This is a genomic window from Pseudogracilibacillus amylolyticus (SeqCode) (assembly GCF_051918545.1).
Taxonomy (GTDB): domain Bacteria; phylum Bacillota; class Bacilli; order Bacillales; family Amphibacillaceae; genus Pseudogracilibacillus.
In genome coordinates, this window is sequence record NZ_JBPPZG010000083.1 from 2,016 (window position 1) to 15,514 (window position 13,499).

The following is a 13,499-nucleotide window of genomic DNA, read 5'->3' on the forward strand; positions in this document are numbered from 1 at the left end:
GATCCTTTTGGTGCATCCATAAAAAATCTTGCAACTCTACTAAAAAATATCCTTAGATACATTAGTTTTTCTCTCCGAATAAGTTATCCTTTCAAGTGCATAATAATTATACTTATTAGCAAAAGGATGAGGATTTAGTGTCCGATCAACAGTCTACTGAAAAACGTTGGGCAATTATTTCGCTTGCCTCTGTACCGTTAATTATGACTTTGGGAAACTCCATGTTAATTCCGATCTTGCCTGTAATGGAGGAAAAATTAGCTATATCAAAGCTACAGTCTAGTTATATTATTACTGTTTACTCCATTGTCGCTATTTTATGTATTCCAATTGCTGGATATTTATCAGATCGATTTGGTCGAAAAAAAGTAATGGTACCTGCACTTATTTTAACAGGTGCAGGAGGATTAATAGCAGGGCTTGCTTCTTGGAAGATGGATAATGCTTTTTCCGTTATTTTGATTGGTCGGATATTACAAGGTATTGGTGCCTCGGGGGCAATGCCAATCGTCTTGCCGCTCGTTGGTGATATGTTTAGGCGGGATGATGAAGCAAGTACAACCCTTGGTATTATCGAAACATCTAACACAATTGGTAAAGTGCTAAGTCCAATTTTAGGTTCAGCACTAACGGCAATCGTCTGGTTTTTGCCGTTTTTTTCTATCCCGGTATTTTGTACTGTCTCCGTTTTAATGATTATTTTTTTAATAAAAGAAAAAGAAGATAAAGATGAAGAACCGATGCCTTTTAAAAAGTATTGGGGATTAATTAAGGAAGTATTTCAAGAACATAAACGATGGTTAATCGCAATATTTATCATCGGCGCAATTTTAATGTTTATATTATTTGGCTTCTTATTTTACTTATCAAGTATATTAGAAGATAAATTTGACTTTAAAGGAATAAAAAAAGGATTACTGCTTGCTATACCCCTTCTAGCATTATCGATTGCTTCCTATGTTGCAGGAAGAAAGATCGAGGGTCGTTTAAAGTTAATGAAATGGATCACATTTATTGGTATTGTTTTAGCAGGTTGTTCTGTTGCCGTAATATCTTTTGCCGATCACTTTATCTATTTGATTATTATTTTTCTAATTTGTGGAACAGGGATTGGCATGGCACTTCCTTGTATGGACTCTTTAATTACCGAAAGCTTAGATAAAACAGTCCGTGGAGCAGTGACATCTATCTATAGTTCGATGCGTTTTATCGGCGTTGCTGCAGGGCCACCGGCGATTGCATTGTTAATGAAGAAAAATATTTTTTGGATGGTTGCTTTATTGACTATTTTTGCTTTAGGGGCAGGCTTCTTAGCGTTTCGGAACATCGATCCTGAAAAAGATAAAGGATAGCGTTAATCTTTTAACAATCCTAACTGTTGCAATTATTAAGATAATTTAGGATAATATAAAAAAGATAAGCTTAGGGGGCATGTTCCATGAAAAAAGAGAAAGTGATCTATAAGTTCTTTCGGTATGATGGCAAGGTGCTTCTAGCTAAAAGAGAAATTCCATTTGAAATGAAGTTAACGGCGAGATTAATCCTTGATCAACTTTGTTATACGTGGAATAAAAAACAGTTGCAAAAACAGTTAAACGAAGCATTAGACAATGGAGAAAAAGAGGAATTTAACAAGCTAAGTGAGACATACAAAAGCTTTATTTGGGAATAATACCGATATATTAAAAGACTATTCTTTTTTTGGAGTAGTCTTTTTTCTGTTCGACTTACATTCAAGCAGAAAACGATACAGTATAACGTTATAAAAAAGTATGTCATACTACAATTGTATATTAATCGACAAATATTTGTTACAATAAAGAAGAAAGTCTATCACTGGTTCATAGGAGGAAAAAGGAAATGGAGTATCGCATCGAAAAAGACACATTAGGTGAAGTGAAAGTTCCTGCTGATAAATTCTGGGGCGCACAAACACAGCGTAGTAAACAAAATTTCCCAATTGGGCATGAAACAATGCCAACTGAAATAATTAAAGCATTTGCCATCACGAAAAAAGGTGCTGCAAAAGCAAACAGTGATTTAGGTTTATTAGAAGAAAAAAAAGCTGAAGCTATCGCTTATGCAGCTGAAGAGATCATAGAAGGAAAATTAAATGATCATTTCCCGTTAGTCGTATGGCAAACAGGAAGCGGAACTCAATCAAATATGAACGTAAACGAAGTTATTGCTCATGTAGGTAATAAATGGTTGAAAGAACAAGGAAGTGAATTAGTACTTCATCCAAACGATGATGTAAATAAATCACAAAGTTCCAATGATACATATCCAACTGCCCTACATATTGCAGCAGTTCTAAAATTAGAAGATACAGTTCTTCCGTCCTTAAAAGTATTAAAAGATTCGATTCAGAAAAAGTCAGAAGAATTTATGGATATTGTAAAAATCGGTCGTACACATTTACAAGATGCCACGCCAATTACATTAGGTCAAGAGATGAGTGGATGGCATCGCATGCTTGAAAAAACAGAAAAAATGATTACCGAAAGTGCCGAGCATTTAAAAGACCTTGCAATAGGTGGTACCGCAGTAGGAACAGGATTAAACGCACATCCTGAGTTTTCTGAGCGGGTGTGTAAGGAAGTTAGTGCAATTACCGGTAAAAATTTCAGATCTGAGCCAGTTAAATTCCATTCATTAACAAGTTATGATGAAACAGTTTATGCTCATGGTGCCCTAAAAGCACTAGCAGCAGACTTGATGAAAATTGCCAATGACGTACGTTGGTTGGCAAGTGGTCCACGTTCAGGACTAGGTGAAATTATTATCCCTGCAAACGAGCCGGGAAGTTCCATCATGCCTGGAAAAGTAAATCCAACTCAGAGTGAAGCCATAACGATGGTTGTTACACAGGTTATTGGAAATGATGCAACAATTGCATTTGCGGCAAGCCAAGGAAATTTTGAGCTTAACGTATTCAAGCCAGTTATCGCATTTAATTTTATCCAGTCCGCACAATTACTCGCAGATAGTATGTTATCTTTTGAAGAACGATGTGTACGAGGAATTGAGCCGAATCATGAAAAAATTGATAAATTTTTAAATGACTCACTCATGCTTGTAACGGCACTAAATCCACATATTGGATATGAAAATGCTGCAAAAATCGCTAAAAAAGCGTATGAAGAAAATACAACACTAAAAGAAGCAGCTTTGGCATTAGAACTACTAACGGAAGAAGAATTTGATAAATACGTAGTACCAGAAGATATGACACATACACTTTAATTAATTTACAGCCTATTACAATTTTGTAATAGGCTGTTTCCGTTTTATGGAAGAATTAGGTTCTGAAAATTTATCTAACTAATTTGCAGATTAAATAGGAAAAAGAAGTATAAAATAACCACGAGGAATCCAATTTAACCACGGAGAAAGCGAAATAACCACGTAAGAAGCACAAAATAACCACGAGGAATTCAATTTAACCACGGAGAAAGCGAAATAACCACGTAAGAAGCATTTCTCCAGCTAAATTGCGAATTAACCACGAAGAAGTACAAATAACCACGCGGAATCCAATTTATCCACGGAGAAAGCGAAATAACCACGTAAGAAGCATTTCTCCAGCTAATTTGCGAATTAACCACGAAGAAGTACAAAATAACCACGAGGAATCCAATTTAACCACAGGATATACGAAATAACCACGGTAGAAGTATTTCTCCAGCCAATTTGCGAATTAACCACGGAGAAGTACAAAATAACCACGCGGAATCCAATTTAACCACAGGAAAAGCGAAATAACCACGGAAGAAGTATTTCTCCAGCTAAATTGCGAATTAACCACGAAGAGGCACAAAATAATCATGAAAATTTCAATTTATCCACGAAATCACGAGAACTTTCCAATGATTTTACAACATCATTGTAATATCATTGGAAATTTATTACCTCCTTTACCAAGAAATAAGCATAGTAGAAATTAGAAAACTGCCCACAATACGTAGTAAGGAGGTGACAGAAATGGCAGACACAAGCAGAAACAACTCAAATCAATTATTAGTGCCTGGAGCTGAACAAGCTTTAAACCAAATGAAGACAGAGATTGCTTCAGAGTTTGGTGTACAATTAGGCGCTGATACTACTTCCCGTGCTAATGGTTCAGTAGGTGGAGAGATTACAAAGCGTCTTGTTCACCAAGCACAGCAACAAATGGGTGGCGGATTTCAATAACTAAATAATCGGAAGAGGATGGGAAACACTATGATTCAACAAATTGTTAATCATATGTGTTCTTCCTCTTTCAATTTAAAACTTCCATATCTTACGAAAAAAGAACTAAACCATCAGGTTATAGTTCTTTTTTACGTTTATCGGTGAAATAAAACTAGGCGTGCGTCTTCTGTCACACATCGATGTGTATACTCACTATAGCCTTCTTCTGCTAATTTTTTTTGCCCAACGACTTTTGCTTCCTCATCATTTTTTGCTTGAAATGCTTCATCTAATAATTTTTCACCAGTTTTTGAAAATACAGTTAGTACATAATTTTTCATTATGATCCCTCCGAATGAATATCTATTCATTATTATTACATATTTTTATATAAAAAGATAGATGTAAAGTTACCTTGACATGAAGTTCGTAAACAATTACAATATAAATGTAAAGTTACCTTGACATTAGTGAGGGGAAATTATGGAAAATCGTATTAAAGAATTACGAGCGGAGAAACAATTGACACAAGAACAATTATCAAAAAACGTAGGAGTATCTAGACAATCGATCGTCGCGATTGAATCAGGAAAATATAATCCATCGCTTGAATTGGCATTTAAAATTGCTCAACAATTTAATTGTACGATTGAAGAAGTATTTCTTTTTGAGGGAGGAGGAAAATAATGGAAATACAAATAGGAGGGTTAATAGGTCTTTATGGTGGACTTTTGTGTGGGTTAGCCGGCTGGTATTTTGGAAGAAAAAAGGCCAAAAAACAAAGAGGTTTAGATGAAACACATGAACATATATGGCAAAAAGCTAGGTCATATTCATGGTATGTAACAATTACCGCTTTATATGTTTTATTTACCCTTTACGCATTTGGTATTTCTTTTAGTGTTGTAGTTGTTTTATCGATGTTATTATTGGTGCAAATGGCAAGTTGGGGAATAATCGGTGCTGTCTTATCTGCAATTATGTATAGTGGAAAAGAAATTAAGGTATCTTATTTTTTAGTTGGAATAATAGTTATTATTATATCCGCTGTTGTCTTTTTAATTTTAACTTTACTTACAGAAAATTGGTTTTATTTACTAAACAGCATACCATTTAGCATAGTTGGATATCTATACATTAGGCATAGTAAGCAACAAATAGAAAATTAAAGGGAGGGCTTTATTTGTCTTTATTATTATCAAATGTTACAAAGAAATTCGGCGAGCATGTAGCGGTAAATGAATTGAATTTAGAAATTCCTGATTCAGAACTATTTGGGTTTTTAGGCGGAAATGGTGCGGGAAAAACGACTACTTTTCGAATGATTTTAGGATTGCTTGACCAAACCGCCGGAGAGATTACATGGAACGGGGAAAGTATAAATTATCATAAAAGCCATTTGATCGGTTATTTACCAGAAGAACGTGGACTTTATCCAAAATTAAAAGTAAAGGAACAGCTCATTTATTTAGGAAAATTACGGGGAATGACGAAGCAAAATGCGTTAACAGAATTAAAAAAATGGTTAGATCGTTTTCAAGTCCCTAATTATATTGATAAAAAAGTAGAAGAATTATCAAAAGGAAATCAGCAAAAAATTCAATTTATTTCCGCAGTAATTCATCGTCCCAAACTACTTATTTTAGATGAACCATTTTCGGGGCTTGATCCGATAAATGTTGAAATGTTGAAAGAAGCGGTTATAGACATTAAGGAATCCGGAACGTCCGTTGTATTTTCATCTCATCAAATGTCTCATGTCGAGGAGTTATGTGAAAACATTTGTATTTTAAGAGAAGGAACTGCAGTTGTAGAAGGAAATATAAAAGAAATTAAACGTTCATTTGGAAAGAAAAATGTCCGAATAGCATCAGATGAATCAGTTGATTTTTTACGGGATGTAAACGGCGTGCTTTCTTTCAAACGACGAAATGATGGCTGTGAACTCCAAATTAGTAATGAACAAGTATCACAAGATATTTTGGCAAAACTTGCGGGGAACGGATTTATTCGGAAATTTGAACTTGAGGAACCTTCTTTAAATGATATTTTTATTGAAAAAGTAGGTGAGAACTATGAATAAATTTTGGATTGTTTTAAGTCATACTTATTTTTCTCGATTAAAATCAAAAGCATTTATTATCTCTACTTTAATTGTTCTTTTATTCTTAGTTGGAGTGGCTAATCTTCAGTCGATCATTCAAATATTTACTGGTGGAGATGATACAGAGCAAGTTCTTGTGATCGATGAGTCAGGTCAATTGTTTACTCCTTTAGAAATCGGTGTTTCACATGTGGATGAAGATATTGAACTTATTTTATATGAAAAGTCAGTAGAAAAGGGAAAAACAGCGGTACAAGAGGGTGAATTTGATGCATTGTTAGTACTGGAATTGGACGAAAACAATTTACCGAAAGCAACCTATTATGAAAACAATGCATCATTTTCTTTTATAGAGTCAACATTAGAACAACAACTTCAACAAGTCAAAACGACAATTGCGGCAGAACAAGCTGGATTCGACGAAGCAACAATACAATCTATATATGAACAAGTGGTTTTTGAAAAAGTTGCAATTGATGAGGGTACAAAAACAGAAGAAGAATTAAATCAAGCACGGGGAATCGTTTATGTTATGTTGTTTGTCTTATATATGGCTGTAATTATTTACGGACAAATGATTGCAATGGATGTTGCAACAGAGAAATCTTCCCGCGTGATGGAAATATTGATTTCCAGTGCCTCCCCTGTTACACATATGTTTGCTAAAATTATTGGGATCGCATTGCTTGGTCTTACACAAATTATTTTATTTTTTGTTGTCGGATATAGTTTAATTTCTTCTAAAATGAATACACTTTCCGGAGAACTCTTTGAAGTTTTCGGATTTTCCCAAGGGTCGATAAGTATTTATTTATACGCAATTTTATTTTTCATCCTCGGTTATTTTCTTTATGCGACTATTGCAGCAATGCTTGGTTCACTTGTCAGTAGAGTAGAAGACGTACAACAACTGCTAATGCCGATGGTGATGCTTATCGTTATCGCATTTATTATCGCTATGGTTGGATTAGGTATGCCAGAAGCCAAATTTATCACGATTACTTCCTACATACCGTTTTTCGCGCCAATGATTATGTTCTTACGCGTTGGTATGTTAGATGTACCTATCTGGGAAGTTATTCTTTCTGTCGGAATTTTAGTAGGAACCATTATACTCCTTGCCATATTAGGCGCTAGAATATATCGTGGCGGTGTTTTGATGTACGGACCATCCAGAACATTGAAAGACTTTAAAAAGGCATTTATGTTAACGAAAAAAGAAAAATAATGGAAGGGTAAAATTGATTCGGCGTTCGGTTTTCGTTTTAGTTCCAATGTCCTACTTTTCCAAGACGCTTCATGATGAAGAGGTTTAAAATAATGTTTGAAAAGTCATCCAAAAGAGGTGACTTTTCTCTTTTTATAAAAGGAAACACTTGATCCCATTCTGAGTTCGTGATATGATACATTCTAATTAGATAAATATAATTAAAAACGGTGATGTGAATGGAGAAGTCTATTTCGTTTATACATGCAGCTGACTTACATTTGGACAGTCCTTTTAAAGGATTAACACATATTCCTGATTCAATTTTTCATCAAGTTCGGGAAAGTACATTTACTGCATTAGATAACCTAGTAACAACTGCAATCAATAAGCAGGTCGATTTCGTATTATTAGTCGGCGATTTATTTGACAATGAAAATCAAAGTTTAAAAGCACAAGTTCGTTTAAGAAAAGCATTTGAAAAATTAAAAACTCATCATATTAATGTGTACCTTTCATTTGGTAATCATGACTATATAAATGGTAATATTCATCCAATTGTTTATCCGGATAATGTCTATATCTTTCCTAATGAAAATATAACTACCGTCAATTTCAAAAAGAATAATGAACCCGTAGCCTCAATTTATGGTTTTAGCTATGAAAACCGGTCCCTTAAGAAAAATAAAGCGATTAATTATAAAATCCAAAATAGAGCGATTCCATTTCATATTGCGATGTTGCATGGTGCCATTAATGGAAATAAAGACCATGATCCATATGCCCCTTTTACGCTTCAAGATTTAAAAGAAGAACCTTTCGACTATTGGGCGTTGGGACATATCCATAAAAGGCAACAATTATTAAGTTCACCGCCGATAATTTCAAGGTCGCCATCGAAATGAATCGGGGAAAAAAGGGTGTTATTATGTCAAGCTATCCCATGCCGAACCGGAGCTTGAATTCATTCCTTTACAATTAATCATTTTTGATGACATACAAATTGATGTTTCAACATGTAAAACATTGCTCGAAATAGAAGAAATGATCAAAAACATAGTTCGACAGCATACTGATGAGAGATTGATTCATCTAACTATTCGTAGTAAGCATGAGGATATTTTACGCTTTGAAAAAAATCAAATGTTAACAGAATTAATCGATGTAGTTAATGAATCATTGTTAGAAGAAGAGCGATGGAGTTATATTTATACATATAAAATTCAAATTGATGAGTTGCCTCAATTTAAAGAGGATGATTTTTTTATCGGAGAAATGAAGAGTGCTTTAGAAAAACTTTCTGTTTCTGAAACAGTAAAAGATTTATACAATCATCCCAAAGCGCGAAAGTATTTAGAGGAAATATCAGAAATTGACATAAAAAATTCAGCTAAACAGCTGCTAATTCATGAACTGCTACATGTGGAAGAAGGTGATTAGGGTGAAGTTTTTACGTGCTGAAATATACGGATTTGGTAAATGGGTCGATAAGACATTTGACTTTTCAGATGGATTGTTAACATGTTTGTATGGAGAAAATGAAGCAGGAAAATCGACGTTACAAAATTTCATATTATATATGTTATTTGGTTTGCCACCAAGAAAGAGAAACTTTTATCAGCCAAAAAACAGCAACAGAATGGGTGGGACGTTAACGATTGTTGATGTCTCTATAGGCATATTTACGATTGAACGAACCGATGATCATGTAAAATGTTTATTACCTGACGCAAAAGTAGAAGGGGAAGACTGGCTTTTTGAACAACTACATGGATTAACAAGAGAGATCTATACATCTATTTACGCTTTTTCAGCGAATGATTTGATCGAAATTCGGCGAATGAAACAAGAACAATTAAGTGATGTATTATTTAGTGTTGGGTTAACGGGAGCAACGGCCATCTATCAAGTGGAAAAAAAGTTAGATAAGCAATTAGCATCGTTGTATAAACGGACTGGCCGAATACCTGAGATTAACAAACAAATAAAAGTTGTTCAGGAAAAGCATAACGAACTTCTACGTTTTAAACAAAATGAAGCGACGTATCGGGATAAAAAAGAATTAAAGGAAAAATTGGAAGCCGTTATTGAAAAAAGACGGGTCGAAGTTTTGACCGCACAAGCTGAAGTGGAAGAAAGTAAAAAATTACTTCATTTAATTCCTTTTTTACATGAATATCAAGCCACGATAGAGAAATTAACTAAGTATGATAAAGATTTTAATTTCCCGGAAAACGGGGTAGATCGATATCAAACATTAAAAAATCAAATTATTCCATTACAAAGTGATTATAATACGTTAAAACGAAATGAAGAAGAATATAAGGGAAAACTGAATCATTTAATTAATGAACAATATCCCGCCAGTATTTATGACGCAGCCAAGTCTCTTTTGAATAATAGACTGACGGATGAAAATCTTAAACAACAAATAAATGAAAAAGGAAAAAAACTCGAACAGATAAATGGTGTTTTAAAAGAGCAATTACAACCGCTGGACATGGAAGAGGATGAAATAAAAGAAATTTTACTTCCTTTTCACATTGAGTCAACTTGGAAAGAAATCAGCGAAACAAATATTCAGTTACAACAAGATGGCGAACGTTTAACCGAAGAATATAATCTTCTCTCAGAGAAAGCAGATCAAATCAATACAGAAAAAGAAGCGGTTTCCTCGCAACTATTATCAGATGAAGCAATTAGCGAGATGCAAGCAAAAATTAATGCATACGAATTAACCGCAACTGCAACTAAAAATAATAGAGAACAAAAAGTTAAAATGGAACAATGGAAGAAAAAGCAAGCACGACTCGCAAATTGGACGTTAGTAGGAACAATATTGTTTGCCTCGTTCTCCGTCTTATTTGCCCTTGGAATAAATAATTACTTCTTATTTGGTATTACAGCAATGATTATTATTTTAGGTTTTACTCAGTTTACATTCATTAAAAAATCAATTAATGAAACAGATCAAAATGACAATAGTAATGAATATAAAAGCATTATTTCAACAGCTGAAAAAAATAAACTTGAGAAATTACTACATAAAAATAAAGACCTGCAAGTGAATGTAAGAATGTTAGAAAATGAAGAAAAACGGGCTGAATTACAAAAAATAGATTGGCAAGAAAAGAAGCGAATGTTTGATCATAAAGAAAGTCAGTGGCTTGATCGATTGAAGACAGAGCAATTTCAATATCCTTTTTTAAGACAAGTTGACCCAAGTCATTGGATAGAATTATTACACAAGTTACAACAAGTAAAACAGTTAATCCGAGATAAACGTGTTATGAAAGAAGAAATAGACGATTTACAAGAACAAAGGGATCATTTCCGAAGAAAACTAGCAGATTTTGCAAGTGATATAGGTTGGACAAATTCAAAGATCACAATGGAAGAAATCGAACAAATCGTCGAAAAGCACACGATCAATACACAAGCGATCCTTCATTATAACGAGCTTATAGAAAAAAACGAAGTAAAACAAATGGAATTAAAAGCAAAAATAACTTCATTCGAAAAAGAAATAAATGCTTTAATGGAAGTAGCTAATGTTGAGACAGAAGAGGAATATTTTAAAACTGCACGAGAATTAGCGGATAAAAAAGCGCTGCTAGAACGAAAAATGGAACTTGAACAGCAAATAAGACCAGTATTACCTAGGGAACTTACAGATGAAATTTTAACAAAAGAAATAAGTCAACATGAGCTAGAAAGTAAGATTAATAATTTAAAAGAGTTGATAAATGATTGTCAACAAGAAATCTCCGACTTAAATAAACAACTAGCCGCAGTAGAACTTGAAATCGGGCAGATGGAAACATCGGACAGTAACTCAGAGGCAGCTTTTCTGTATCAAATAGAACTTGAAAAATTAAATGCGTTAGCTGAAGAATGGGCAATTGCTCAAGTAGCACAAACGACATTAATGAAAGCGAAAGCCGCTTACCAAAAGAAATATTTGTCAGAAGTAATCGAACTAACTTCAAAATATTTTAGTAAACTAACGGATGGGAAATATATTCATGTACATGCTCCAACGGGTTCTAAATTATTTCAAGTAGAAGCGAGTAACTATATACGTTATACTGTAGATGAGTTGTCTCAAGGTACAATCGATCAACTATATGTATCTTTACGACTAGCGATTAGTAAAGTAATGAGTGAAAAATTCGTGATTCCGCTTATTATTGATGATGCATTTGTAAATTTTGATAGCAAACGGACAAAAGAAATTTTAAACATTGTACAAGAATTTGCTAGCTCACAGCAAATCTTACTGTTTACATGTAAAAGTGATATTGCACAAACACTCCAAGCACAACATATTTCCGCGGAAATAACAGTTTAAAGAACATAGAATAGACAGGGGGATGACTATGCAAAAAGGGATTGGGAAACATGGAATAGGGGATACGTTTGATGGTTTTATGCTGATCAAGGAAGTGAAAAAAGGAACAGCAAGTAATGGGAAGCCTTTTTTAACTTTATTTTTTGTTGATTCGACAGGTGAAATAGACGCGAAACTATGGGATGCTTCAAAGGAAGATGAAGAAATTTTCATGGAGGAAAAAGTTGTGAAATTAGTCGGAGACATTCACGAATTCCGTGGAAAACCCCAAATGAGAATTAAATCAATAAGACCTGCCCAAGTTACTGATGGGGTCAGGATTTCAGATTTTCTAGAAAAAGCTCCCGTTGATAAAGACTTATTACAAGAAAAAATGATGGAAGCAATTTTTGAAATGAAAAATCCAAATATCCAGCGTATTGTAAGAGCATTTATTAAAAAGTATAATGAAGATTTATTTATCTATCCAGCAGCATCAAAAAATCATCATGCCTATGTTTCGGGGTTGGCACACCATATCGTTAGTATGCTAAAAATAGGAAGACAATTATGTGATATATATCCGGAAATAAATAAGGACTTATTATATGCAGGAATTATATTACATGATATTGGAAAGGTTCATGAACTATCTGGTGTCGTATCAACTTCTTACACATTAGAGGGAAAATTATTAGGACATATTTCTCTTATGGTGACAGAAATAAAAGAGGTAGCCGAGGAATTAAAAATTGACGGAGAAGAAGTTATCATTTTACAGCATCTCGTATTATCTCATCACGGAAAAGCGGAATGGGGTAGTGCCAAACCACCACTTGTTCGAGAAGCAGAAATTTTACATCTAATTGATTTAATTGACGCTAAGATGAATATGTTGAATAGAGCGTTAGATAAAACGAAGCCTGGTGAGTTTACGGAGCGATTATTTGCGATGGATCACCGCACATTTTATAAACCACTATTTGAATAAAACTATCATAAATGATGATCAATTTAATAGACTTAAGACGAAAATACTTCGATCTCGAAAAAATCCAGACTGTAACTCAGTTTGGATTTTTTTGGAAGGTGAGAAAGTATAAAACTTTCTTACTACTCACTGGCTAAAAGCGCGACGTCCTGGGACTGCACTTTCGTTCGTCCCACCGTAAAGATTTGTCGCAACGCCAGTACTAGCACGTCCTGTGCGTCGTAAGTGCAACTTTGGCTTTCGCCATAAAAACTTGACGATAAGCCAAGTTTTCTAAATGTGTTTTTGTAAACTATATTGTCAATTTCGATAATACTATATGATAACATGACTTTATGTTGTAGAAATGAGCTTTCCATTCCAGGTAGTTATTGAGTTTCGCTACGCTTGTTTAGCGAATTAAAGAACGGAGATTGGCTAGAAATTGATATGAAATATTTTCGACAAATCAGTTTGATTGATGCATTTACTGGAAGGAAACGTTAATTTGATTTATATTCGGGACTTCTTGGGTCATACATCTATTTCGACAACGGTAAGCGTCAAATAAAGCCCACCTATTTTTTGAGGTGGGCTTTGGTGTATGCTTTATTTAGCTTTAATAGGAATGCGACATTTCACTGGGATTGTTGTTGACCAAGGAAGGAATTGATTTAATTTCTCTTTATCAGCCATATCCATATTTGGCAGC

At 34.1% G+C, this 13,499-nt stretch carries 13 protein-coding genes; 12 read left to right on the forward strand and 1 reads right to left on the reverse strand.

Translation table 11 applies throughout. The features are described from left to right. Nucleotides 1–137 precede the first annotated feature (137 nt). The 4 genes from ACPYKA_RS10690 (at nt 138) to ACPYKA_RS10705 (ending at nt 4,194) form a co-directional block, all read left to right on the forward strand. Entirely contained in the window at nt 138–1,352 is a 1,215-nt protein-coding gene (locus ACPYKA_RS10690; RefSeq protein ID WP_479542279.1) for an MFS transporter, read from the forward strand. Nucleotides 1,353–1,438: 86 nt separating this feature from the next. Continuing rightward, the gene (locus ACPYKA_RS10695; protein ID WP_479542280.1) at nt 1,439–1,672 is read left to right on the forward strand and encodes an IDEAL domain-containing protein; all 234 of its coding nucleotides are present in this window, start codon (nt 1,439–1,441) and stop codon (nt 1,670–1,672) included. A 188-nt stretch (nt 1,673–1,860) separates the two neighbouring features. Continuing rightward, nucleotides 1,861–3,246 carry a class II fumarate hydratase gene (fumC, locus tag ACPYKA_RS10700; protein ID WP_479542281.1) on the forward strand — a complete coding sequence of 462 codons (1,386 nt, stop codon included), beginning with the start codon at nt 1,861–1,863 and terminating at the stop codon, nt 3,244–3,246. A 738-nt stretch (nt 3,247–3,984) separates the two neighbouring features. Further along, nucleotides 3,985–4,194 (forward strand): alpha/beta-type small acid-soluble spore protein, encoded by a 210-nt coding sequence (locus ACPYKA_RS10705; protein WP_336263494.1) that lies wholly within the window; start codon nt 3,985–3,987, stop codon nt 4,192–4,194. Between the two features lie 137 nt (nt 4,195–4,331). Here the strand turns inward: ACPYKA_RS10705 and ACPYKA_RS10710 are convergent, their stop codons facing one another. Then, a complete protein-coding gene (locus ACPYKA_RS10710) occupies nt 4,332–4,517 on the reverse strand; it encodes a YhzD family protein (protein WP_479542282.1) in 186 nt (61 codons plus the stop codon). Nucleotides 4,518–4,659: 142 nt separating this feature from the next. On the opposite strand from ACPYKA_RS10710, the gene ACPYKA_RS10715 reads away from it, so the two are divergent. From ACPYKA_RS10715 to yhaM, 8 genes are all read left to right on the forward strand, one after another. Beyond that, nucleotides 4,660–4,863, forward strand: a complete 204-nt coding sequence (locus ACPYKA_RS10715) for a helix-turn-helix transcriptional regulator (RefSeq protein WP_479542283.1) — start codon at nt 4,660–4,662, stop codon at nt 4,861–4,863. Beyond that, nucleotides 4,863–5,345, forward strand: a complete 483-nt coding sequence (locus ACPYKA_RS10720) for a hypothetical protein (RefSeq protein ID WP_479542284.1) — start codon at nt 4,863–4,865, stop codon at nt 5,343–5,345. Before ACPYKA_RS10715 ends, ACPYKA_RS10720 begins: the two co-directional genes overlap by 1 nt. 14 nt (nt 5,346–5,359) lie before the next feature. Next, nucleotides 5,360–6,259, forward strand: coding sequence for an ABC transporter ATP-binding protein (locus ACPYKA_RS10725; protein ID WP_479542285.1), 900 nt, complete (start codon nt 5,360–5,362; stop codon nt 6,257–6,259). After that, nucleotides 6,252–7,508, forward strand: coding sequence for an ABC transporter permease (locus tag ACPYKA_RS10730; RefSeq protein ID WP_479542286.1), 1,257 nt, complete (start codon nt 6,252–6,254; stop codon nt 7,506–7,508). The genes ACPYKA_RS10725 and ACPYKA_RS10730 overlap by 8 nt, the downstream gene beginning before the upstream one ends. 218 nt (nt 7,509–7,726) lie before the next feature. Continuing rightward, nucleotides 7,727–8,392 (forward strand): metallophosphoesterase family protein, encoded by a 666-nt coding sequence (locus ACPYKA_RS10735; protein ID WP_479542287.1) that lies wholly within the window; start codon nt 7,727–7,729, stop codon nt 8,390–8,392. Between the two features lie 139 nt (nt 8,393–8,531). Further along, entirely contained in the window at nt 8,532–8,927 is a 396-nt protein-coding gene (locus tag ACPYKA_RS10740) for a hypothetical protein (protein ID WP_479542288.1), read from the forward strand. A 1-nt stretch (nt 8,928) separates the two neighbouring features. Then, complete coding sequence (locus ACPYKA_RS10745) at nt 8,929–11,838, forward strand: ATP-binding protein (RefSeq protein WP_479542289.1); 2,910 nt, start codon at nt 8,929–8,931, stop codon at nt 11,836–11,838. A 28-nt stretch (nt 11,839–11,866) separates the two neighbouring features. Next, nucleotides 11,867–12,808: a 3'-5' exoribonuclease YhaM gene (gene yhaM, locus ACPYKA_RS10750; RefSeq protein ID WP_479542290.1), complete on the forward strand. Its 942-nt coding sequence runs from the start codon at nt 11,867–11,869 to the stop codon at nt 12,806–12,808. The last annotated feature ends 691 nt before the right edge of the window (nt 12,809–13,499 follow it).